General features: G+C 33.5%; 21 protein-coding genes and 3 pseudogenes. 8 read left to right on the top strand and 16 right to left on the bottom strand.

Annotation, left to right across the window (positions count from 1 at the left end):
- Positions 1 to 2 precede the first annotated feature (2 nt).
- The 8 genes and pseudogenes from CD147_RS00215 to fakB1 form a co-directional block, all read right to left on the bottom strand.
- Positions 3 to 644 (bottom strand): YfbR-like 5'-deoxynucleotidase, encoded by a 642-nt coding sequence (locus CD147_RS00215; RefSeq protein ID WP_103165454.1) that lies wholly within the window; start codon positions 642 to 644, stop codon positions 3 to 5.
- Between the two features lie 197 nt (positions 645 to 841).
- Positions 842 to 1,978: a CHAP domain-containing protein gene (locus tag CD147_RS00220; RefSeq protein ID WP_103165455.1), complete on the bottom strand. Its 1,137-nt coding sequence runs from the start codon at positions 1,976 to 1,978 to the stop codon at positions 842 to 844.
- 262 nt (positions 1,979 to 2,240) lie between these two features.
- Positions 2,241 to 3,357 (bottom strand): peptide chain release factor 2 gene (prfB, locus tag CD147_RS00225; RefSeq protein ID WP_103165456.1). Its coding sequence is split into 2 segments (ribosomal slippage): positions 2,241 to 3,284 and positions 3,286 to 3,357, totalling 1,116 coding nucleotides; the frame shifts between segments, so codons are not numbered across the junction.
- 212 nt (positions 3,358 to 3,569) lie between these two features.
- Positions 3,570 to 6,107, bottom strand: a complete 2,538-nt coding sequence (gene secA / locus CD147_RS00230) for a preprotein translocase subunit SecA (protein WP_103165457.1) — start codon at positions 6,105 to 6,107, stop codon at positions 3,570 to 3,572.
- Between the two features lie 310 nt (positions 6,108 to 6,417).
- Positions 6,418 to 6,996, bottom strand: coding sequence for a ribosome hibernation-promoting factor, HPF/YfiA family (gene hpf, locus CD147_RS00235; protein WP_103165458.1), 579 nt, complete (start codon positions 6,994 to 6,996; stop codon positions 6,418 to 6,420).
- 62 nt (positions 6,997 to 7,058) lie between these two features.
- Positions 7,059 to 7,733 carry a ComF family protein gene (locus tag CD147_RS00240; protein ID WP_103165459.1) on the bottom strand — a complete coding sequence of 225 codons (675 nt, stop codon included), beginning with the start codon at positions 7,731 to 7,733 and terminating at the stop codon, positions 7,059 to 7,061.
- Positions 7,726 to 8,983 (bottom strand): annotated as a pseudogene (locus CD147_RS00245) (DEAD/DEAH box helicase family protein). The gene CD147_RS00240 and the pseudogene CD147_RS00245 overlap by 8 nt, the downstream one beginning before the upstream one ends.
- 158 nt (positions 8,984 to 9,141) lie before the next feature.
- On the bottom strand, positions 9,142 to 10,008 hold the full coding sequence (gene fakB1 / locus CD147_RS00250) for a fatty acid kinase binding subunit FakB1 (RefSeq protein ID WP_103165460.1): 867 nt from the start codon (positions 10,006 to 10,008) through the stop codon (positions 9,142 to 9,144).
- Positions 10,009 to 10,152: 144 nt separating this feature from the next.
- Between fakB1 and CD147_RS00255 the strand changes: the two genes are divergently transcribed.
- A complete protein-coding gene (locus CD147_RS00255; protein ID WP_103165461.1) occupies positions 10,153 to 10,794 on the top strand; it encodes a YigZ family protein in 642 nt (213 codons plus the stop codon).
- An 82-nt stretch (positions 10,795 to 10,876) separates the two neighbouring features.
- On the opposite strand, the gene CD147_RS00260 is transcribed toward CD147_RS00255, so the two are convergent.
- On the bottom strand, positions 10,877 to 11,956 hold the full coding sequence (locus CD147_RS00260) for a glycosyltransferase family 4 protein (protein ID WP_103165462.1): 1,080 nt from the start codon (positions 11,954 to 11,956) through the stop codon (positions 10,877 to 10,879).
- A 389-nt stretch (positions 11,957 to 12,345) separates the two neighbouring features.
- Between CD147_RS00260 and gdpS the strand changes: the two genes are divergently transcribed.
- The 4 genes from gdpS to pepT all read left to right on the top strand — a co-directional run bounded on the left by gdpS (position 12,346) and on the right by pepT (position 16,142).
- Complete coding sequence (gene gdpS, locus CD147_RS00265) at positions 12,346 to 13,416, top strand: GGDEF domain-containing protein GdpS (RefSeq protein WP_103165463.1); 1,071 nt, start codon at positions 12,346 to 12,348, stop codon at positions 13,414 to 13,416.
- A gap of 210 nt (positions 13,417 to 13,626) precedes the next feature.
- Complete coding sequence (locus CD147_RS00270) at positions 13,627 to 14,388, top strand: threonine/serine exporter family protein (RefSeq protein WP_103165464.1); 762 nt, start codon at positions 13,627 to 13,629, stop codon at positions 14,386 to 14,388.
- A gap of 15 nt (positions 14,389 to 14,403) precedes the next feature.
- Positions 14,404 to 14,898 (top strand): threonine/serine exporter family protein, encoded by a 495-nt coding sequence (locus tag CD147_RS00275; protein WP_103165465.1) that lies wholly within the window; start codon positions 14,404 to 14,406, stop codon positions 14,896 to 14,898.
- A gap of 14 nt (positions 14,899 to 14,912) precedes the next feature.
- Positions 14,913 to 16,142, top strand: a complete 1,230-nt coding sequence (pepT, locus tag CD147_RS00280) for a peptidase T (protein ID WP_103165466.1) — start codon at positions 14,913 to 14,915, stop codon at positions 16,140 to 16,142.
- A 179-nt stretch (positions 16,143 to 16,321) separates the two neighbouring features.
- Here pepT and CD147_RS00285 read toward each other — a convergent pair whose 3' ends face one another.
- The 3 genes from CD147_RS00285 to CD147_RS00295 form a co-directional block, all read right to left on the bottom strand.
- Positions 16,322 to 17,434 (bottom strand): glycerate kinase, encoded by a 1,113-nt coding sequence (locus CD147_RS00285; RefSeq protein WP_103165467.1) that lies wholly within the window; start codon positions 17,432 to 17,434, stop codon positions 16,322 to 16,324.
- A 195-nt stretch (positions 17,435 to 17,629) separates the two neighbouring features.
- On the bottom strand, positions 17,630 to 17,950 hold the full coding sequence (ytxJ, locus tag CD147_RS00290; protein ID WP_103165468.1) for a bacillithiol system redox-active protein YtxJ: 321 nt from the start codon (positions 17,948 to 17,950) through the stop codon (positions 17,630 to 17,632).
- 135 nt (positions 17,951 to 18,085) lie between these two features.
- Positions 18,086 to 18,958: an EMYY motif lipoprotein gene (locus CD147_RS00295; RefSeq protein ID WP_103165469.1), complete on the bottom strand. Its 873-nt coding sequence runs from the start codon at positions 18,956 to 18,958 to the stop codon at positions 18,086 to 18,088.
- Between the two features lie 111 nt (positions 18,959 to 19,069).
- On the opposite strand from CD147_RS00295, the pseudogene CD147_RS00300 reads away from it, so the two are divergent.
- The 3 genes and pseudogenes from CD147_RS00300 (at position 19,070) to CD147_RS00310 (ending at position 20,963) form a co-directional block, all read left to right on the top strand.
- A pseudogene (locus CD147_RS00300) lies at positions 19,070 to 19,586 on the top strand (GrpB family protein).
- A 106-nt stretch (positions 19,587 to 19,692) separates the two neighbouring features.
- Entirely contained in the window at positions 19,693 to 20,616 is a 924-nt protein-coding gene (murB, locus tag CD147_RS00305; RefSeq protein WP_103165470.1) for a UDP-N-acetylmuramate dehydrogenase, read from the top strand.
- A 31-nt stretch (positions 20,617 to 20,647) separates the two neighbouring features.
- Positions 20,648 to 20,963 (top strand): annotated as a pseudogene (locus CD147_RS00310) (CHY zinc finger protein).
- A gap of 203 nt (positions 20,964 to 21,166) precedes the next feature.
- Here the strand turns inward: CD147_RS00310 and CD147_RS00315 are convergent.
- From CD147_RS00315 to CD147_RS00330, 4 genes are all read right to left on the bottom strand, one after another.
- A complete protein-coding gene (locus CD147_RS00315) occupies positions 21,167 to 22,213 on the bottom strand; it encodes a ferrated catecholamine ABC transporter substrate-binding lipoprotein SstD (RefSeq protein ID WP_103165471.1) in 1,047 nt (348 codons plus the stop codon).
- A 125-nt stretch (positions 22,214 to 22,338) separates the two neighbouring features.
- Positions 22,339 to 23,109: an iron ABC transporter ATP-binding protein gene (locus CD147_RS00320; protein WP_103165472.1), complete on the bottom strand. Its 771-nt coding sequence runs from the start codon at positions 23,107 to 23,109 to the stop codon at positions 22,339 to 22,341.
- Positions 23,106 to 24,065, bottom strand: a complete 960-nt coding sequence (locus CD147_RS00325) for an iron chelate uptake ABC transporter family permease subunit (RefSeq protein ID WP_103165473.1) — start codon at positions 24,063 to 24,065, stop codon at positions 23,106 to 23,108. Before CD147_RS00325 ends, CD147_RS00320 begins: the two co-directional genes overlap by 4 nt.
- Positions 24,049 to 25,023: an ABC transporter permease gene (locus CD147_RS00330; RefSeq protein ID WP_103165474.1), complete on the bottom strand. Its 975-nt coding sequence runs from the start codon at positions 25,021 to 25,023 to the stop codon at positions 24,049 to 24,051. Before CD147_RS00330 ends, CD147_RS00325 begins: the two co-directional genes overlap by 17 nt.
- Positions 25,024 to 25,037: the final 14 nt, after the last annotated feature.

Raw genomic sequence — 25,037 nt, forward strand, 5'->3', positions numbered from 1 at the left:
TTTCACCCATTTCTTCGATTTAATATAGCCATCGTAGTTTCACGTAATTCTGCTCTAGGAATAAAGTTCTCAGTTAACATTTCAGGTATAACATAATCGATAAATTCTTGTACTGAACTTAAATGATCAAATTGCATAATTGTTTCTAAACTATGTTCGTATATTTCAAAAAATAGTGATTCTGGGTTACGTTTTTGAATCTCACCAAACGTTTCGTATAATAAGTCGATTTTGTCTGCTACAGATAAAATTTGTCCTTCTAATGAATCATCTTTTCCTTCTTGAAGTCGTTTACGATAAGTATCTTGGTAGGGTTCAGGTATCTCTTCATTTATAAACGTGTCCACCATTTCTTCTTCTACCTGAGAGAACAACATTTTCAACTCAGTTCTAGCATACTTTACTGGCGTTTTAATATCACCAGTAAATACTTCGGCAAAGTCATGGTTTAATGCTTTTTCATATAAACTTTTCCAATCAATTGTATTACCATTATGCTCTTCAACTGTCGCTAAATACTGTGCTATTTTTGTGACCTTGAAAGAATGTGCAGCTACATTATGTTCAAAATATTTAAATTTACCTGGTAACCGAATTAATTTTTCCAAATCTGAAAGTCTTTTAAAATATTGATGAACACCCATATTGCGATACCTCCATACTTTATTAACTAAAAATTATACTTTTATTTATTCTATCAATCAACAGTATCGTGAAAAATATCAATTTTAGTAATTATTTAGACACAATATCCATCGATATACTAAAAAAATGGTAATTTCTATCCTCTTTCGATAGAAATTACCATTTCAATTAGTACATATCTTAAGTTTTATTTAACCTAGTGAATAAAATTGTAGCCTGCTGTATTTCTAATTGTTCTATTCGTTACATGATTAAAATGGCCGTTCCAGTTCATTTCTGACACGTATACAGAACCATCACGATTAACACGTTCTACTACACCCACGTGACCATAATAACCAGCATTCGTTTGGAATACAGCGCCAACTTCAGCGCGATGATCGACTGCTAATCCAGCGTGTCTAGCTGAATGAGCCCAATTGTTTGCGTTACCCCAATAACTACCCACTGAACGTCCTAGTTGTTGACGACGATTAAATGCATAGTATATACAATTTCCATAGTAGTATTGATTACCTTGATTCTTAATTGATCTATAACTGTAAGAATGTGATACCGGTGTATTGCGGGATACCTTATATTGTTTCGAAACAGTATGCGTTGAATGGCTCATTGGTGGTCTGCTTGGTGTAACATGGGCTGCCTTACTTGTTGTAGATGCATGATACACATGACTTACCGCTGAGGTCCTTGACACACTTGGTGGTTTTGGTGCACTTGATTCACTTGACGTAACTGATGTGTGAGTCACATTTTGTTTGTTAAAGCTATTATCTACTGGTGCTTGAACAACATTTATTTTATGCACATCACTCGTAGCAAGTTGAGCACCTTCACCATGTTCATCTACATTAATCATTACGTTTTTCGCTACGGTATCATCCTTTACAGACTTTTCACCTTGTTTATCGGTAGCAGGAACAGTATATGTAGCACCATAATTTACTAAGCTACTGTCTAAACTAGCAGCACCCTTTTCACTTACTGCAATCAAATCTCCAGGATGAATTAATAATGTTAAACCTGGATTTAAAGCATATAATTGATTTAAAGTAAGATGATGTGCTGATGCAATTTTATTCAACGTATCACCAGGTTTTACTTCAATAATATCGTTATCTGGTAAGATAACTTGTGTGTTTGATTGGATTTGATTAGTAGTTATATTATTTAATGAACGAATTTCACTAGTTGTCGTAGCGAATTGATGAGCAAGTTCTTGCACTGAAATTGTATCTTTCACCACATGTGTTTGTTGTGCATGTGCTAACCCATTAAATCCGACAAATGATGCAATAGAAGCCAATGTTACAGTTAAAGTTTTATTTCTCATGCTGTCATTCCTTTGTTGATTGATATACTTGTTTTTTATACTGTACCATAACTCACATTATAAAAGCGCTTTGTTAAAGCCTTGTAATATAAAGGTCAAATAACTCGCAAGAATGATTTATTATTCGTCACTTTAGTAACAATAAACTTTGTGCTTTACATTTAAAATTAAATTATTACTTAATTATTAAGTAATTAAACGCACTCTTGCAAGTTAATGCCAATCATCTAACCAAATAGCTTATTGCTTTCTAACCATTAAGTTATACTTCACTATTATCCATAGTATGTCTTAAATAAGCTTCAATAAATGGCCCAATATCTCCGTCCATTACTGCATCAACTTTAGCCGTTTCTTCATTAGTACGATGATCTTTAACCATTGAATACGGATGGAATACATACGAACGAATTTGACTGCCCCAACCAATTTCTTTTTGTTCACCACGGATTTCAGCCATTTCACGTGCTTGTTCTTCTAATTTCAATTGATATAATTTGGCTTTTAACATTTTCATTGCCGCTTCACGGTTTTTAATTTGCGAACGTTCATTTTGGTTATTAACTACGATACCCGAAGGATGGTGTGTAATACGTATTGCAGATTCAGTTTTATTAATATGTTGACCACCTGCGCCTGATGCTCTAAATGTATCAACGGTAATATCGTCTGGATTAATCTCAATTTCAATTTCGTCATTATTAAATTCTGGAATAACATCACAAGAGGCAAATGATGTATGACGTCGTCCTGAGGAATCAAATGGCGATATTCTAACTAAACGATGTACGCCTTTCTCAGCTTTTAAATAGCCATAAGCATTATGCCCTTTAATTAACAATGTTACACTCTTAACGCCAGCTTCATCACCGGGTAAATAGTCCACCGTTTCAACCTTGAAACCTTTTTGTTCACCATAACGTTGATACATACGTAATAGCATACTCGCCCAATCTTGTGATTCTGTACCACCAGCCCCTGGGTGTAATTCAAGAATTGCATTATTCGCATCATGGGGTCCATCTAATAATAATTGCAACTCAAATTGGTCGACTTTGGCCTTGAAAGCGTCAATCTCCACTTCCAAATCACCTTTCATATCTTCATCAAATTCTTCTTGCAATAGCTCCCATGTCGCCATCATATCTTCGACTTCATGTTCTAAATCTCGGTAACCATTCACCACTGATTTTAACGCGTTATTTTTATCAATAACTTCTTGCGCCTTATTCTGGTCATCCCAGAAATTTGGCTCCGTCATCATTTCTTCGTATTCCTGAATATTTGTCTCTTTATTTTCTAAGTCAAAGAGACCCCCTAATTTGTGCTAGGTTTTTATTATATTCATCAATATTACGTTTAATTTCCGATAATTCCATCATTTATCTCTCCTATTCATTCGCTATACATGTTCTTATAATACACGATAATTTTACGACTTGTCATTTCGTTTGGAAAAGGCCACCCTCACTTGCGACTTTCAATTGTTAAGTTAAGCCCTCTCATAGGTGATAGCCCTTACCATGAAATACAGTAAAAGCAGGAGTGTGAACATACTTCACATCTCCCGCTTAATTTGAGGGTCTACCTATTATTCATCTTTACCGTGACAATTTTTATATTTCTTACCACTGCCACATGGACATGGGTCATTACGGCCTATTTTATCTCCTTTAACAACTGGTTGTTTTTTCGATTTTTCTTTGCCGTCTTCAGCAGAGACATGTTGCGCTTTACCAAAGTCAGTTGTTTTTTCACGTTCAATATCGTCATCTACTTGAATGACTGATTTAAGAATGAACTTAGAAGTATCTTCTTCAATATTTTGCATCATCATATCAAATAACTCGTGTCCTTCATTTTGATAATCACGAAGCGGATTTTGTTGAGCATATGAACGTAATTGAATACCTTGACGTAATTGATCCATTGTATCAATGTGATCCGTCCAGTGTGTATCGATTGAACGTAGTAAAATCATACGTTCAAACTCAGGCATTTGGTCACCAATTTTTTCTTTTTGACTAGCGTATACTTTTTCGATTTTAGCCCATATTACTTCAAAAATATCTTCAGAATCTTTACCTTTAATTTCGTCTTCTGTTAAATCGCCCTCTTGTAAGAAGACATCATTAATATAATTAATGAATGGTGCATAATCTGGATTATCGTCCTCTTCATTAATGTGATAGTTAATACCACGTTGCAACGTAGAGCGTAGCATCGCGTTAACCAATTGAGAGCTGTCTTCAGAATCAATAATATTATTACGTTCATTATAAATAATTTCACGTTGTTTACGTAAGACTTCATCATATTCCAAGATACGTTTACGCGCATCGAAGTTATTACCTTCTACACGTTTTTGCGCTGATTCAACAGCACGTGACACCATTTTAGATTCGATAGGTGTTGAATCATCCATACCTAAACGATTCATCATATTTTGAAGTCTTTCTGAACCGAATCGTACCATTAGTTCGTCTTGTAGCGATAAATAGAAACGACTGTCACCTTTATCACCTTGACGACCAGAACGACCACGTAATTGATCATCGATACGTCGTGATTCGTGACGTTCTGTACCGATAACGGCAAGACCACCAATTTCTTCTACGCCTTCACCCAATTTAATATCAGTACCACGACCAGCCATATTTGTAGCGATAGTTACGGCCCCTTTTTGGCCTGCATTTGCTACAATTTCAGCTTCACGCTCATGATTTTTAGCATTTAATACATCATGTCGAATACCACGTTTTTTAAGTAAATTAGAGATGTATTCACTTGTTTCTACAGCTACAGTACCTAAGAGTACAGGTTGACCTTGTTTATGTTTTTCAACAACATCTTCAACTACTGCATCAAATTTACCTTTTTGACTAATGTAAATTAAGTCTGATTTATCAACACGTTGTACCGGTTTGTTCGTTGGAATTTGAGTTACTGTCATATTATAAATATTACGGAATTCTTCTTCTTCCGTTTTGGCAGTACCAGTCATACCCGATAATTTATTGTACATACGGAAATAGTTTTGGAACGTAATAGAAGCCATTGTTTTAGATTCATTTTGAATTTTTACGCCTTCTTTAGCTTCAATTGCTTGGTGTAAACCTTCAGAGAAACGACGTCCTGGCATTGTACGTCCAGTAAATTGGTCAACAATTAATACTTCGCCATCTACCACCATGTAATCCACGTCACGTTGCAATGTGACATGTGCTTTTAAAGCAGTATTAATATGACTGATTACTTCAACATTTTGTACGTCATATAAATTTTCAATTTTAAACATACGCTCCGCTTTATCAGCGCCTTGTTCAGTTAAATGTACGGCTTTTGTTTTTTCATCATAATTATAATCGTCTTCTGCTTTAAGCATTTTCGCAAATACATTTGCTTGAGTATATAATGATGTCGATTTTTCAGCTTCCCCTGAAATAATCAATGGCGTTCTTGCTTCATCGATTAAAATTGAGTCAACTTCGTCGATAATTGCAAAATGTAAAGGTCTCATAACACGTTCTTCTGCATAGTTCACCATGTTATCTCTTAAATAATCGAAACCTAATTCATTATTTGTACTATAAGTGATATCTTGAGCATAGGCTTCACGTTTTTCATCTGTTGATTTACTGTTTAAGTTTAAACCAACTGTTAAACCTAGAAACTCGTATAATTCTGCCATTTCTTCACTTTGAGAACTAGAAAGATATTCATTGACTGTAATAACATGAACACCACGTCCAGCTAATGCATTTAGATATGTAGGCATGGTAGCTGTTAAAGTTTTACCTTCCCCGGTTCTCATTTCGGCAATATCACCTTTATGAATAGCAATACCACCCATAACTTGTACTCTATACGGTGTCATATTAAATACACGTTTTGATCCTTCACGTACTAAAGCATACGCTTGAGGTAAAATTTTATCTAGGTAATCATTCTGTTTTTTTACATCTTCAATTTCTTGAACTTCTTGTTGAAATTGTTTTGTTTTATTTTTTATTTCTTCATCCGTTAAGATAGCCATATCTTCCTCTAATGCGAGTACTTCATCGGCTATTTTACCCAGACGTTTTGTTTCTTTCTTATTGCCGTCAACAATTTTCGATAAAAATCCCATTACGTCCGCTCCTTTAGCTTAAAAACTGTTTGGCTTACAACAATTTATCATATCATTTATACTTTAGAATTTATACTCAAAAACTCATATAAACACTATTTTTAATTGCACGCAACTAGTATGACTTACTTTATCTCCCTAAGCCACTTTCTATTATCTTTGCTTTTTAAACATAAACTTCTAATTACCTCATTACATTAGCATAGCATTATATAAGCGTCCACGAATTACTATACTAAAATAGTTAGAACGACTAAGAGCGCCCATGTAATATGGACGCCCTAAGTAATTACTCAATATTATAAAACGACTATTCTGTTGTTTCAATTAATCCGTATTTTCCATCTTTACGTTTATAAACAATGCTTGTTCCATCAGTTTCACGGTCTGTAAAGATGTAAAAATCATGTCCCAGTAAATCCATTTGTAAGACTGCTTCTTCAGAATCCATTGGTTTTAAGTTAAATTGTTTAGAACGAATAATTTCAATATCGTTATCAGTTTCTTGATTATCTTCTGTTTGTGCAGTTGGTTCTATAGGAGTAACTTGTGCCTCAGAAATAAAGGCTTCTTGTTCACCTTGACCTTTATGTTTACGATTAACACGCGTTTTATATTTACGGACTTGACGTTCTAATTTACTAGTAACTAAATCGATTGCCGCATATAAATCGTCATGGCGTTCTTCCGCTCTTAAAGTAACATTTTTTAAAGGAATAGTTACTTCAATTTTAGTTGTAGAGTTTTGGTATGTTTTCACTTTTACGTGTGCTACTGCATTTGGCACGTCATTAAAGTAACGTTCAAGCTTACCAATTTTTTCCTCAATATAGTTGCGGATGGCATCTGAAATAGTGAGGTTATCTCCATGAATTTCAAATCTGATCATAGCTATCTCTCCTTTAACCTCTTGTATTATTAATTCTTAACTTTATAATACCATGTTTTTGCTTATCTTGAAAACGTAAACACTTTGAATTTTCTGATACTTTTTTCATATAGTTTTTCCCCTGCATGATGGATGGTCAAACCAGTCGTATAAATGTCATCGATTAACAATATTTCTTTACCAGCTAACTCTATATCTTCCTTTATAAAAAATGGATTAGTCGCTTTAGCTCTAGCTAATTTACCAAGGCTAGATTGTTTAGGTCGTAAAGATGTGCCTAAGACATTATGATATTTCACGCCCATTTTATCTAAGATGGTGGAAACGGGATTAAATGTCCTTTCCCTATCTCGTTCATTAGGAGATGGAATAGGTATGATTAGATCATAAGTTGTCTCAGGCAACCGAACCATAGTGGCTAGTAAATCTGCCAAGTAGTAATCTCGCATAATTTTATAATTATGAATAGTTTCTTTCATTATTCCAGTATATTTGTAACCACAGTAAAGCTGTGTCATTAAAGTAAATGTCTGTGCTAAAAACTGACAGTCTAAGCAGGTCTCTTCCGTTGATGTACGATAATTTAAACACCTTGAACATCGATATTCATTCATAACTAGCTCGCATTGTTTCCACTGTGACAAACAAGTGGTGCACAAACGAGGTTTCGGTTTATAAAAATTTAATATAGATAGAGTTTCATGAATAGGTTTTAAACATTGAAGACACTTAGTCATCTAACCACCCGCGCTTGATACCTAGTCGGTTCATATAAACGATATCTCTTTTCGCTAAAATCATCGCTAGAGTTACACCCTCATGTAAGAATAATACCAAGCCTGTAGGTGCTTCTTTCTTGCGACCTACTCTTCCGGCAATTTGGATTAGGGCAGTCTTTTCAAAGGTATCAGCATTAAGCACAATGACATCTAATCGCGCCATAGTAAATCCACGTTCTAAAATAGTCGTTGTAAATACAATGCGATGTTCCCCTCTACGTAGAGCTTCAACCTTATCGAAGCGTAACGCATCTTCACTAGAGACACATATTAGATCTGGAAAGAAATAATGATAGTGTTTATATACTCTTTCCATTATTTCTATATTACTGAAAAAGACTAAAGTAAAGCGTTGAGCTTCTAATTGCTGAGGTAGTATAGCTTTAAGTTTGCGTTGAACGCGATTAGGCTTCAACTTAAAATAAGAAAATTTAGGAATAGGTAAAGTGTGACGATGAAAGCGAGCGGGAAGTTGGATAATCTGATCGTTAGACAGTTGTTTGGTTAAACGTTGATTTGGCGTAGCCGTCATAAAGATGTAACTATGTTGAGGTTTAGCAGCAAGATGAATTGCATTAAATAGCTGAGGATTCATTGATAAGGGAAAAGCATCGACTTCATCTATAAAAACAACATCGAAATGATTTTTGAAGCGATAAAGTTGATGAATTGTGGCAATCACGAAATGACCATTATATTGTTGATGACTAGACTGATGTAAGATATCAATTTCTTCACACGTAAATGCTTGTTGCACCCGTATACTCGTTTCTATGACCACGTCTACTCTCGGAGAAACGACGGCAATATTATAGCCCAACTGACGCGCTATATGAATACCTTCAAATATCATCTCTGTTTTTCCTGCACCGGTAACCGCATATAATAATAAGTCTTTTTGAACTTTTATTGCTTGTACTACCTTGCCGGAAGCATACGTTTGTTGCTCAGATAACTCAAATGGTAATTTATACTCTTCCATTAGATATTTTACTTACGCTCTTTGTTATCTTGTACTGTGTAACATTGTCTATGCGTCCTAATTGAATACATCGTCGGCAATATATAATAGTTTGCTTTGAATATAGAGAATCATACTGGCACCAATAGTCTGGATCTTCATTACCACATTGAAGACAACGATAGCCATGAGAAGTAGTTAAAATACCTGAGGACACTGAGAGGATGTGTTCATCACTTAAAATCATAGAAGGAAAAACTAACTTTCCATAATGTTTTATTTTGTACCACGCCCTTTTCAAATTATTAATGAAGTTGGAGCGAGATTACGAAATCTATGACGTTACATTAGATTTCAATCTCGCTCCCAACAAGTACTCTTAAACTTATAAATACGGTTTATATATTAATTGATGATGATTTTTTTAGGGAAGTAACCTAAGCCTAAGCCTCCAGAACCTAAATGAGAAGCTACTACAGGACCAAACTCAGAATACTGAATATTCACATCAGGATATGTTTCTTTTAAATGATTGTAAAAGGCCTTACCTTCTTCAATTTTGTCACCATTAATTACAAAAACGGTCACTTCATCTAATCCTTTAATTTTATCAAAAATATTTTGTTCTAAAGAGTTAAATGCACGTTTTTTTGTTCTCACTTTTTCAAATGGATAGATTTTACCATCTTCTTCAAAGCGAAGAACTGGTTTCATTTTTAATAATGTACCTACCCAAGCTTGTGCTCCCGTAATACGTCCACTTTTTTGTAGATTCTTCAAATCGTCTACAAGTAGATATGCACCAGTATTTTCTCTAATTTCTAATAATTCCTCGATAATTACGTTAGGTGTAAATCCTTTTTCGACAAGCTCTAAAGCATATAATACATAACTACCTTCAATCATTGCAGCTAATCTACTATCGAACGTATAGACATTAACACCTTCAACCATTTCGCCCGCTTGTGTGGCTAATTGATAACTACCACTTATGCCGCTTGATAAGTTAATTACAATAATATCTGTATAGCCTTTATCTCTAAGTTGTTCGTAATTTTGAAGCCATTCACCAATTGCTGGTTGACTAGTAGTTGGGAATGTTTTTGATGAGGCCATTTTTTGATAAAAGTGTTCTATTGGGACATTATCGTTCTCGGTAAACGTTTTACCATCATCAAACGCTACACTTAATGGTGCAATAGGTATCTGGTATTTCTCAATCATCTCTTTTGGTAGATACCCAGTGGAATCTGCCATTACTGCGATTTTCATAGTAGTCCTCCTCAATTATACTCATCATCATTATAAATTATTTTAATTAAAAAAGAAATTCATAATCATATATTTAATCATTCAAAAATAAGCGTGTATAATAAGGGTCAAATAACTTTTATAGATATTCGAGGTGACTACTCATTGAGCGATTCTATCGTTACAATCAAACAAGAACATACTATTGAAAATGTAATTAGTAAATCCCGCTTCATCGCACATATTAAACCTGTATTTTCAGAAGATGAAGCCAAGCAATTTATTAGTCAAATTAAACAACAACATAAAGAAGCAACACATAATTGTTCAGCCTATACGATTGGCGATCAAATGAACATTCAAAAAGCTAATGACGATGGCGAGCCCAGCGGTACCGCGGGCGTACCTATGCTTGAAATTCTAAAAAAATTAGATGTGCATAATGTATGCGTAGTTGTAACACGTTATTTTGGCGGTATTAAATTAGGTGGGGGCGGCCTCATTCGTGCGTATAGTGGCGCTGTTAGAGATGTTATTTATGCAATTGGACGCGTAGAATTACGCGATGCCATTCCTACTACTGTGACGATTGGTTATGATTTAACTGGAAAATTAGAATACGAACTGGCATCAACCTCTTACTTTTTAAGAGATACGACTTACACCGACAAAGTAAGTTATCAAATTGACGTGGTACAAACCGACTATGAAGAATTTATCGAATTTTTAAATCGTATTACTGCCGGAAATTACGAATTACATGAAAGTGATATTAAAAAGCTGCCGTTTGATATTCCTACAAATTAAATCCGTTTTAATATAAATAACCTTGTGTACATTTAACTATCTTAAAGAATAGATAAAGCTACACAAGGTTATTTACTTTCTTTTATGATTTTTTATTATAATTTTCGCGTGGACGGGTTGAGTCATTCCTCTTAGTAATTAAATTAAGAATTGGGCGATAACTATCATCAATCAAACCTGTGAATTCCACAATGAGTTCTATTGTTATCACAATAAGAATAAACATGAGCAAGACACCTAATGGTTGTGATAAATACAATATAATACTTGATAAACTAAACATAATTGCGATTGAGTATATCAATAGTACTGTTTGTCGATGACTATACCCTAGTGCTAATAATCTATGGTGCAAATGTGATTTATCTGCTTGCATGATATGTTGCTTATTTTTCATCCGTCTAATCATCGCAAATAACGTATCTATAAATGGCACAGCTAGAATGACGATCGGGAAGAACAAGGAGATAAATGTAATGTTCTTAAAACCTAATAAGGATAAAAATCCTATTATAAAACCAATCATCAATGCCCCGCTATCACCCAAGAATATTTTTGCAGGATGAAAATTGAAAAATAAAAATCCTAGTAGTGAGCCAATCAGCACACTACAAATCATGATAATAAACACGTTGGCTTGTAAAACTGCGATAAATGCAATTGTGATAAGCCCAATAGCTGACACACCAGAAGCTAAGCCATCTAGTCCATCAATCAAATTAATTGCGTTTGTAATTGCCACAATCCAAATAATTGTAATTGGTATACTAAATATTCCGAAATGAATGGTTGGTCCCATCGGAAAAGATATAAAATCTATCGTTATATCATAAAACACAACGATTGAAGCGGCTACAATTTGGCCTAATAATTTTAGAATTGGTTTTAAATCATAAATATCATCAATCAAACCTATTAAATACATTACAATAGCACCGATAACCAGAGGTCGGACTTCTCTTTCTATTGGATGACCAAGCCATATCCCAATGAGAAACGAAAGTAAAATGACGGTGCCTCCTAGCACTGAAACGGGTTTTGTATGTATTTTTCTATAATTAGGTCGATCTACTAAATCTAGTTTAATAGAGACCTTAATTACAACAGGTGTTATTATTAAACTGATTACTAAAGTTACAGCAATGAGTAGTAATGTATACATCAGTTCACCTTCAATAAATCTCTCTTATTTTTTCACATTTGCTTTTTTAATCTTTTATATTATTTAAACAGTTATTTTCTCTTTTGAACATTGGACTATAGTACCAAGAGCTCATAAAAAGATTTAGCATTCAGTGTGATTCCTTATCTCATGTTTTTTATTATAGAATAGTTTACATTGTTTTAAGTAAAACTTCATTTAAATCTATAAATTGTAAATATTTCGTAAAGACAAGTTTATTTTTTCTATCATATCATTTCATTATTCTTTTGAATACGAAAGTCTATTTATCTACTAAAATTCTCCTTATTAAAAGATACAACTTAATGACAAATGGTAAGTTTTCACTTACAATAACTAATGGTTAAATTAAAGGAGTCGATTCCCATATGATTGAAGCAATTATTTATAATATTGCGGTCATGGTTGCAGGTATATACTTATTTCATAGGTTACAATACTCTGAAAACAAGATAATGATTTTTTCTAAAGGATACGTTACAGTTTTAATGACATTGGTAGCTTTATTATTAGCTGCATATCCTATTCCGTTTTATGATAAGTACCTTATTCACCTATCTTTTGTCCCGCTATTATTCTTGGGACGCTATACGAATATGGCGTACACTCTAATTGCAGCAATTATTGTCGCATTAGTCGATGTGTTTACATTCGGAAATTCAATTTTATACGGTGTAGTGCTTATAGTCATTGGTGTCATTGTCAGTATGGTAGGACCTTTTTTAAAACAGAATGATATTATGTCTCTAGTTATTTTAAATCTTATCAGTGTAATTATTCTGTTTATTTTATCTATCTTCAGTCCACTTTATGATTTATATGAAGTCGCTGTATTAGTTCCAATCTCATTCGTCTTAACCATTACTTCAGCGATTACATTTGTAGATATTTGGCATTTCTTCTCTCTTGTTACACGCTATGAAAATGAGGACAAATACGATTACCTCACTGGATTAAGAAATGTTAAAGAGTTTGATAGACATTTAAATCATATCTCCCAAGTTGCTGAAGAAAACAACGAAAGTCTAGCTTTACTTTTAATTGATATTGATGGCTTTAAAGATGTAAATGATACCTACTCACACAAATCTGGAGACGCTGTGCTAAAACAAATGTCTCAATTATTAAAAAACTATGTTCCTAAACAATTTGAGATTTTCCGAAATGGAGGCGAAGAATTCTCAGTCGTTATCCGAGATTATTCATTAGATCAAAGCGTTAAATTAGCTGAAAATATTAGAAATGGAGTTGAAAAATCATCTTTCCACTTACCTAATAAAGAAGTTATTAAACTGTCTGTTTCTATCGGGGTTGGGTATTTAACGCAAGATGATCATAAATCACAACGTAAAGTTTTTAAAGATGCGGATGATATGGTTCATGTGGCTAAGAACGAAGGTCGAAATCAAGTCATGTTTAACCCAATCATCAAGATATAAATTAAATCTTAACTGTCAATTTGTTATACTAGAAGTTAATTTACTTAGTGAATCTAAGGTATAACGTCTTGACAGTTTTGTTCATTTTAAGAACTGTTTAAGATATTATGTGAATGCATAACGTACTATTGCAAGTTGAGTGTTCAAGTTGTACACTTCAAATTGTCTAATAAATAAAAATCTTTGTTCAATTATTCGGGGGTGCCGTTTATGTCAGATTCAATCACTATTATCGATGAAAATAAAGTGATTGATGTTGTTTTGATAGCTGGAAGAATTTTACTAGAAGCTGGCGCAGAAACATATCGTGTTGAAGATACCATGAATCGCATTGCCCATAGTTATGGGCTCCATGATACATATAGTTTTGTAACTTCAACCGCTATTATCTTTTCATTAAATGATCGTACGAGTACAAGACTTATTAGAATTCGTGAACGTACCACAGATTTAGAGAAAATTGCGCTTACTAATAGTCTTTCGCGTAAAATTGCTAAAAATGAACTTACTATTGATGAAGCAAAATCAGAATTGATCCATTTACGTCGAGCTTCATTACAATATTCATTTTTATTAAACTTTTTTGCTGCAGCTATTGCTTGTGGGTTCTTCCTATTTATGTTTGGAGGCGTAGCTTCCGATTGCTGGATTGCGATTATCGCTGGAGGCGCCGCTTTTCTAACATTTAGCTTAGTACAACGTTTTATTCAAATTAAATTCTTTTCCGAGTTTGTGGCCTCCGCCGTCGTCATAACGATAGCTGCAACATTTACTCAATTAGGAATTGCTACTAATCAGAATATTATTACCATTTCGAGTGTAATGCCACTTGTACCAGGTATTTTAATTTGTAATGCTATTCGAGATTTAATGGCCGGAGAACTGTTAGCGGGCATGTCACGTGGTGTTGAAGCAGCACTTACATCATTCGCTATCGGTGCTGGCGTAGCCATTGTATTACTCATTATTTAAGAAAGGCTGTGCCAAATGTTATTTTATTTATTTCATTTTACTATCAGTTTCATTTCAACAGTACTTTTTTCAATTATATTCAATGCTCCAAAGCGTCTCCTAGCTGCTTGTGGCTTTGTGGGTGCCGTAGCATGGACAATTTATCAATTTACTGTAGATATGGATTTAGGAAAAGTAGGCGCCTCATTTTTAGGTAGTTTCATCCTTGGATTATTAAGCCACGTGATGAGTCGTCGTTACAAACGACCTGTTATTATTTTTATTGTACCAGGTATCATTCCTTTAGTGCCTGGTGGTACTGCTTATGAAGCAACACGCTTTTTAGTATCCAATGATTATACTCAAGCAGTTAATACATTTTTAGAAGTCACACTTATTTCTGGATCAATTGCGTTTGGTATTTTAGTAGCAGAAATCCTCTACTACATTTATACGCGTATCAAACAATATTATGATAAAATCAAAGGTAAAACATATAGAAAATCATATAATATGAATAATAGAGTTTAAGGGGATGTCTAGCTATGAAAGAACAAATTATAGACAGATTATCACGTTATGTGAAAATTGATACACAATCTAATCCTGAATCGTCAACTACACCTTCTACCGAGAAACAATGGGATTTATTGCGTTTATTACAACAAGAACTAATAGAATTAGGATTAGATACAGAGCTTGATGACAATGGCTACTTATTTGCAACGGTAGAAAGTAATATTGATACTGAAGTGCCAACTATCGGCTTCTTAGCACATGTGGACACATCACCTGATTTTAATGCGACAAATGTTAACCCTCAAATCGTTGAGAATTATGACGGTAAGCCTATTAATTTAGGGGATACTGGTCGCGTCTTAAGCCAAGAAACTTTTCCAGAATTAAAAAAATTAAAGGGTCATACGTTAATGATTACTGACGGTACATCATTACTAGGTGCAGATGATAAAGCTGGTGTCGTAGAGATTATGGAAGCCGTGGAATATTTAAAATCACATCCAGAAATAAAACATGGCCGCATTCGTATCGCATTCACGCCAGATGAAGAAATTGGACGCGGGCCACATAAATTTGACGTAGAACGCTTTGATGCTGACTTCGCCTATACAATGGATGGTAGCGAATTCGGTGAACTACAATACGAAAGTTTTAACGCTGCAGAAGCGAAGATTTCTACTCATGGCGTCAACGTGCACCCCGGTTCAGCTAAAAATATTATGGTTAACGCCCTTTCTTTAGGTCATCAATTTCATAGTTTATTGCCTGCTAGCGAAGTTCCTGAACGTACTGAAGGCTATGAAGGGTTCTATCATTTAATGAAATTTGAAGGTAACGTCGAAAAAGCAACGTTACAATATATTATTCGCGACCATGACAGAGATGCATTTGAGTCACGTAAGAAGAAATTACTAGAAATTCGTGATGATATTAATACACACTATGAAGATTTCCCAGTAAAAGTAGATATTGAAGATCAATATTATAATATGGCTGAAAAGATTGAACCACATCCATACATTATCGATATACCTAAAAAAGTATTTGCTGACTTAGATATTGAACCTAATACTGACCCAATCCGTGGCGGTACAGACGGTTCCCAACTATCATTCAAAGGCCTACCAACCCCTAATATCTTTACTGGCTGCGGTAATTTCCATGGACCTTTTGAATATGCATCAATTGATGTGATGGAAAAGGCAGTCCAAGTTATTATTGGCATTGCACAAGAAGTAACACATCATCAAAAATAAGCAAGAGTGACGACAGAAATACGATATAATTTTAAGATTCACTAGTACACTCTTTTTCGAAAATAAAACTATACAGCATAAAATAGGCTTGAAAGTGGCTAATTTCTAAACGAACCAACCACTTTCAAGCCTATAATTATAGATTTATATTTCGTTACTTTATTATTAAATATTAATCTTTATAATGTTGTTTTTAACAATTTAAGTGCTTGCACTGTAAAATGTCTGATTTGAATACCCATTTTAAAATCAGGATATGTAGCAGGCATTTCAATAAATGTATTAAACATTGCAGTAACGTTATAATTCTCAAAAACATCAAATTTATCTGCAGTAGCACAAATAGCAATTGAAGGCTTATTGTGTTTGTCAGTTAACTCTGCAATGGTTAACGTTGTGGTTTCAAGCAAGTTATCTTCTTCTTTTAAACCTTCACCAAAGATAATCAAATCTGCTTGCGATATTAAATCGTCTAAATGCGTAATTTGATCGACCATTTCATGACTAGTTAGTATTTCTGCTCCATATAAACCTTTTAATAGCGCAGCAATACCACCGCCGGCTCCTCCACGTTCAATAGGGCCTAAGGCAACTTGTAATTCGTTTTTAACTATTTCACTAAAGTACCATACTAAATTATCTAATTCGGCAGCTTTGTCTCGACTAATATGATGTTCTTCATATATTTTCATAATTTCACTATTTTTACCATAGAGTTTACTTGAGAAGTCTGACATGACTTGAATGTTAGCGTCTTTAAAACTTTGTGGAATATTTGATAAGTCTATATGTCTAATGTATTTAATAATTTTAGAACCTTCGCGTGCGTCTAAAATATTTCCTTCATCATCATAAAATCGAGCGCCTAACGCTTGTAACATGCCACTACCACCGTCAAAACTATCGATACCGCCCAATGAAATGACAATATTATCTGCCCCATTATTTAAAGCATCTACAACCATTTCGCCTAAACCATAACTTGAACGTTGCGCAATCGGTTTTTGACCTTTTAAGAATAAATTACCTTCAATGATAGTTAAACCTTGTTCGGTTTGTCCATAGACCGCTTCAATCTCGTTCATATCTGCATCATGCACATTAATTCTATACTTAGTGCCTGATTGCCATAAAAATACTGAATCCATTAATTCATGTCGTCCATTAAACAAAGGCACTTGTACGACATCTGCATCGTCTATTTGACTTGCTATCGCTTCTTCTACGAAACGGTTAGCTTGATAACTGGAAATAATACCATTAAATTCATCCATGGCTACTAATACTTTCATTCGTTAATCACCTCATGCCATTTTCTATTATTTTTATAAAGATGCTTTTAGACATTATTACTTTAACTTCACTTTCACATTATACATGGGTTAAGTCGTTTTTTCATAATAGGAACCTATCCTAAGATAGAATTGAAGGCTGAGACTACGCATTCGTGTCCCAGCCTTTGCTTACTCTTTTTTATTTAATTGTATTTACTCTTCAGCTTGAGCTAGCGAAGACACGTTAATATCGTTATGACTTGCATTCCACTTCGCTTCTCCCTCTATAAAGTAGAAAGCTTGAGGAGACTCATGTTTCACATTTGTTTTTTCAGCGATATAATCAGAAAGTTTTCTTTCTTCTTGAACGACTAAATAATAGCCATCCATATCTCTTTCATATAAGAATTTTTTAAATTGATCAAATGCAGCCGCTGAGATTGGACAAGTATCACTATGTTTTAATACAAATACATATTTATTGTCTTCTAGTACTTGTTCAAACTGGTCAATCGAACTCAGCTTTATAACCATTCTATTCACCTCTAAATTTATTTATGCCCCTATAGTTATTTAAGATTACTATAAACTACTTAATGGGTACAATTATACACACTTCATTCTCCAATGTTAACCAGAAATTTAATTTAAGTTTAGTTATATTCACTTTTACTTTTTTAATTTTTTAAAACTGTTGTAAAAGTCATTATCGTGCTCACTTAATTCTTTACCCGTTTTTGGCAATTTATCGACATCAATTTTGGAAAGTTGTTTCTCTATATTAACAGTTGTTTCACGTGTATCATAATAATTCAAAAGATTATAATACATTTCAATAGCATTTTTACGCGCGGCGTTAACATTAGAGTCGGTAATATTTGTCTGATTTAAATCTGTGATTTGTCGTTCAATTAACGGTTTAATACGTTGATTAATTGCTTTTTTAGAGTCCGCATGTTCATTTTCCAAATATTTTTGTGCGGTTTCTTTTAATTTTTTATTGTTATTTTCTATCTTTGAAGTTAATTGATTCGCATCATTTTGATTACTTGCTTTTTGAATTTTTGACTCTACTTGAGACCGATTTCTTTCGAATAATTTAGTATAATCTAGGATATCTTCATTTGCTTTAATTGATTGATTACATAAGTCTATAAATGATTTAAGCTCGTTAATTGATTGTCTTTCTTGTTTAACATTGTCTAAATACTTTGTTTTTAAATCTTTAACATCCTGATTATCGGCAGGTAATTTTTTAGCCTCTTTTTCATAAGCTTCAAATGCTGGCATTAGATGATGATTCACATCTTTTTGTAGTGCTTTGAACTCTTTTTTATTTTTATCCGTCGTATCTGTCTTACTTAATTGATCTAGCTGTTTCAAATGAATCTTGTCCATAACCGTTTTAACGCTTTTCTTCTTAGCTTCCGCTTCATCTAACTGTTTCTCAAACTCTTTCACGTTAGCATGGTGTTGGTTACTACAAGAAGATAATGTTAACACACAAATGATTATTATCGAAAGAATTGCTAATTTTTTCATCTTTGCACTCCTATCAACACGTATTATACCTAAACCTATTTATATTGAAAATAATTTATGCTATAGTATTTCAGAATTTGTAAAATATCCTAATATTTGAAGGAGACTTATATGTACACGACTGTTCAATCTTTTGTACAAGCACCATCTACTACAGATTATCATGAATTATATCAAACTACTAAAACATTATTATTCGACTTGCTAGACTCCCCCTGTTCAATTCACACAACATATTGGCGGTACAAAGCATTTCAACTATGTCACAGAACCTATTTTAGATATTTTGGTTGGTGTAAATAACCTTCATGATATTACCTCCTTAGATGGAAAACGATTAAATTATGTCGGTTTTTATCGTTTACATCATCCTTATAAGAAAAAAGTCATGATGGCAAAATTTAATAATTTGATTGAACTAAAACAAACGATTCGTTTACACATTGTTCAAATGAACACACCTTTATTTGAACAATATTTAACTGTAGACAAGTCACTTGCTAACGTTCCACGTATTGCTCTTCATTTTTCAGAAAAAAAGAAACAAATTATTAACCACGTGAATACTATAAGAAATTACGAAAATCAAAAGCAGCAATACTTTGAAAAATTATACAAACAATTATAGAGTTTAATATTTGTTTAAATTAATTCGCGCTTACCTTCTTTCGCAAATCAGTTATAAAGTTGCTATAATATAGAATAGATTACAGAAGAGAAGAAAGGATGTACTTATGTTAAAACAAGAAGACATCTTACAAGATTTAAAAACCTTAATACCTGAAAGCATTATTAAAGTGAATGAACCATTAAAGCGATATACATATACTGAGACAGGGGGCAATGCAGATTTCTATTTATCTCCTACTCAGAATGAACAAGTTCAAACTATTGTGCGCTATGCTCAAGATAAAAAAATACCTGTAACGTATTTAGGTAATGGTTCTAACATTATCATCCGTGAAGGTGGTATTCGTGGAATTGTCATTAGTTTACTGTCATTAAAACATATCAATGTATCAGATGATGCCATTATTGCAGGAAGTGGTGCTGCAATTATTGATGTATCACGTGCTGCAAGAGACCATGTACTAACTGGTTTAGAATTCGCTTGTGGTATTCCTGGCTCGGTCGGAGGCGCAGTTTATATGAATGCTGGCGCTTATGGTGGAGAGATTAAAGATTGTATTGATTACGCATTATGTGTTAATGAACAAGGTGATTTAATCCAATTAACTAGTAATGAATTAGAACTAGACTATAGAAATAGTATTGTGCAACAACAACATTTAGTCGTTCTGGAAGCGGCCTTTACTTTAACACCTGGAAATCTTGAAGAAATCCAAGCTAAAATGGGCGATTTAACTGAACGCCGTGAAACGAAACAACCACTTGAATATCCATCATGTGGCAGTGTCTTTCAACGTCCTCCAGGTCATTTCGCTGGAAAATTAATTCAAGATTCAAACTTGCAAGGTTATCGTATAGGTGGCGTAGAAGTATCTAAGAAACATGCTGGTTTCATGGTGAACGTAGATAATGGCACAGCCACAGATTATGAAGATTTAATTCATCACGTCCAAAAAGTGGTAAAAGAAAAATTTGATGTAGAACTTCATCGCGAGGTTCGTATTATTGGTGAACATCCTGAACAATAAGGTTCGAGTAGTGAATAAGGAGACGATGTAGATGCCAAAAGTTTATGGTTCCATTGTAGATGACAAAACGCGTTGCATACATTACCATACTTTTTTAGATGTCGTTGCCATTAAAATTTAAATGTTGCAATAAATACTATCCTTGTTATCAATGCCATGATGAACACGAATCACATCAAATTGTAAGATGGCCTGAAAAAGATTTTCACGAGAAGGCAATTTTGTGCGGTGTATGTAAACATGAATTGTCTATTCATGATTACATGATGACTGAACGATGTCCAAATTGTCATGCCCATTTTAATAATCGATGTAAGTTTCATTATCATTTGTATTTTGAAATATGATTAAAATTAAAGGGAGTGATTGGCGTTGTCTACCGCAATTATAGGTGGCATTATGGTCGTAATACTAATAGCAATTGTTGATTATTTTTCTAAAAAGAAAAAATAGTATGTTTATATTTAAAAAGGCTTGTAGGAGATTTCGATTTCGAAATTCCCTACAAGCCTTTAATTTTGAATTAAATTCTAACTCGTTTATTTATATATTATTTGTCTAATACTTCTTCTAATTCGTCAATTTGTTTCATTGTAGTAGTTGTTGAACCTGAAGAGAAGTACCATAATTTTGGATCTAATTCATAAACTTTATCATCTTTCACTGCTTTAACATTTTTAAGTACATCGTTACCTAATGTATCTTTAGCTGTTGATTGGCCACCTACTACTGAACCACGGTCCATAGCAAGAATAACACCAGGGTTATGTTCATTAATGTATTCGTTAGTAACGTTTTGACCATGAGGGCTATCACTAACATCTTTATCAGCTGGTGTGAAACCTAAAGTATCAAACACTAAGCCACCAAAACGGCCACCAGGACCAAATGTAGATAATTCACCTTCATTAACTAATAAATACATTACTTTTTTGTCGAATTTCTTAGTTTTATCTTTCATATCAGCGATGTCTTCATCTAAATCTTTATTAAGTTCTTTCGCTTTATCTTCTTTGTCGTAGATTTTACCTAAGTTTTCAGTGTTTTTCTTCATGTCTTTAACTAAGTTCTTTTGGTCTGCGCCCACGTATACAACTTTAGCGTCTGGTGCTGCTTTTTTAAATTCATCTAAATTCTTCTGATTAGCTGTTCTTCCTGAAATAAAGATTACTTCAGGTTTAGCTTCTGCTACTTTATCAAAGTTAACTTGTTTTAAGTTACCTGTATTAATATATTTATCATCTTTAAAGTCACTTAGGAAGTCTGGTAAAGATGAGTTATTTTCACCTTTAGGTAATCCTTTAACTTTGTCTGCTACACCTAGTTCTTTAAGAACGTCTAATGCACCGTAGTCTAATACAACTGCATTTTTAGGATTTTTTGGAATTTCTACAGTATTGCTAACTTTTTTGGCATCGCTGCCGTCTCGTTCTTGACCGCTTGCTTCAAAATCGTTTTTGATTTTTACAGTTTTAGTTTCTTTAGCGTTGTCACTTTCACTCTTAGAGCCTGAATCATTACTACTGTTCGATCCGTTACTACATGCTGCTAAAACTAAAACTAAAGTTAATAATAAAAATAAGACAGTTTTCTTCATTCCTATCACTCCTTAAAAAATTTAACCGTGCTGCTAAGTTTCATCTGGACTTTCTCTACTCTATTCCTTCGAATAGCATCACCCCTTTAAAGTAATGCGATTAAATGATTTAGTTATTAGTCTAATCAAAAAGTAGTTTCATCATAATAAAGACAAATACGTTGTCCTCTAATTTCTTCGACATGGACATCCATTTCATATAACTCTTTTAAAATTTCTGATTGAATGACATGATCTCTCGTATCTGCTTTAATGATTGCTCCGTCTTTTAAAGCTATAATGTCATCTGAATAACAGGAAGCAAAATTAATATCATGTAAGACTATTACAATCGTCTTGTTGAGTTCCTTACACAACTTACGTAACGTTTGCATAATTTGGACAGAGTGCTTCATATCCAAGTTATTTAACGGCTCATCCAATAGAATATAATCTGTGTCTTGAGCTATGGTCATAGCTATATAAGCTCGTTGTCTTTGACCACCAGAAAGTGTTTTAATATTTCTACTTCTAATATCTTGAAGTTGTAACAAATCTAACGCATATTCTACTTGTTTATAGTCTTCGTCTTTCATTCGACCTTTTGAATATGGAAAACGACCAAAGCTAACTAATTGTTCTACTGTAATATTCATTTCAGTATGATTCGTTTGTTTTAAAATACTTAATTTTTTAGCTAATTCATCACTTTTATAATCGAGTACTGGCTTATCTTCAATTTTGATAATTCCATTTTCATATTCAAAAAGACGACTCACTGCCGAAAGCAAGGTGCTTTTCCCGGCACCATTAGGCCCTATAAGAGAAGTTAAATTTCCTTTTTGAATATCTACGTTAATATTCTTTAAAATAGGTTTATCTTGTATCGACTTATCTAAATTTTTTATTTCAATCAATTTGCACTTCTCCTTTTAACAAGTAAGTAAATGAAATAGCTTCCGCCAATTAAATCAATGATTAAACTAAATTCTGTTGTGGCTTCAAATAAGTTTTCAACTACCCACTGTGCTGTAAATAAACTAATCCAACTGATTAAAATTGTTGCTGGTAAAATGTATTTATGTTCATAGGTTTTCATCAATTCATGTGCTAAGTTAACAGTTAAAAGCCCTAAAAATGTTACAGGACCAACTAATGCCGTGGAAATTGACACAAGCAACGCGACAATAATAAGCAGTAAACGTGTCATTTTTCCATAAGACACACCAAGATTAATTGCTTGTGCTTTTCCAAGTAATAAAACATCTAAATACGGACGGAGTATAATGGTTATAATGATTAATAAAATTAAAAGAATACTAGATAAAAACACCAATCGTGAATTAGATGCTTCAAAACTCGCGAACATAGCACTTTGAACCGCTAAGAATGACTCCGGATCCATGATAAGTTGAATGAAACTTGTGATACTGCGAAAGAATGTTCCAAGTACCACACCAATAAGCAATATAAAATAAACTGAAAAATTACCTAGTTTAAACATGCCTTCAAAAAGCAAAAGTGCGAATAATACCATTGCGACTAACGTAGTTAAAAAGTTTAAATACGCATTTGTGACAATAGCAGCTTGCGTTCCGACTAAAAAGACAGGCAATACTTTAACGAATAAATAGACTGAATCTAGTCCCATAATAGATGGCGTCAATAGTCTATTGGTAGTTATAGCTTGGAATACAACTACTGAAGTACCTATGGCTCCGCCTACAATTAATATTAAAAATAGCTTTCTTAATCGACTTTGAAATTGATATTCAAAAATTTCGAAATCTAAGCCTACTAATAAATAAAAAATTGCCATACAAACTGTCGCAAAAATTAATATACCTATTTTCATATTAGAACTTATTTGCATATTCTTTTCTGCCTTTCATTAGTAAGATTAGGAAAATAACTGTTCCGAACACACCAATTGTTAAACCGATATTTATTTCATACGGATAAACAATTAATCTACCTATAATATCAGCTATTAATACAAAGATAGACCCAAGCATAAGGGTATGAGGTAATGCGTGTTTCAAATGGTCTCCTCTAAAGATAGAAATAATATTAGGAACAATTAGCCCTAAGAATGGTAATGTCCCAACCGTAACCACTACTAACGCAGTAAGTGCAGCAGTAATAAATAATGCTATATTAATGATTTTTTCATAACTTACACCTAAATTATGACTAAAGTCTTTTCCCATTCCTGCAATTGTAAAATGATTTGCGAATACAAATGCTACAATTAGAATTGGGATAACGAGATAAAGCACTTCATAACGCCCACTAGTGATAATCGCAAAATTCCCGTTTAGCCAGTTCCCAATACTTTGTAAAGCATTTGTTCTTAGTGCGATAAAAGTTGTGAAACTAGATACTATACCACCAATCATAATGCCTAATAAAGGTACAAAAATAACTTCTTTAACACGAATAAAGTTAATTAATATAACAAATAAAAATGTCCCAGCCAAGCTTAGTGCTACTGCGAACAGTAGTTTAATTAGTATATGTCCGTGAGGAAAGAAGACGAGCGATAGTAGAATGCCTAACTTTGCCCACTCTACCGTTCCTGCAGTGGTAGGACTTACAAACTTATTTTGCATCATTTGTTGCATAATTAGTCCAGCTAATGCAAGTGAACTTCCTGAAAGAAGGATACTAACTGTTCTAGGAATACGACTCGAGAACAAAATGTTTCTTTGTTCTTCGTTTAAATGGAATATATCTGCGAGGGAAAGTTGGCTTACCCCTACAAATAAGGAGATAATTGATAAAATCACTAACAAGATGAGTAGAATATAGCCTTTAAACAAAAACTTCATTAGTAATTCCCCAC

The sequence above is a fragment of the Staphylococcus devriesei genome, assembly GCF_002902625.1.
Classification (GTDB): domain Bacteria; phylum Bacillota; class Bacilli; order Staphylococcales; family Staphylococcaceae; genus Staphylococcus; species Staphylococcus devriesei.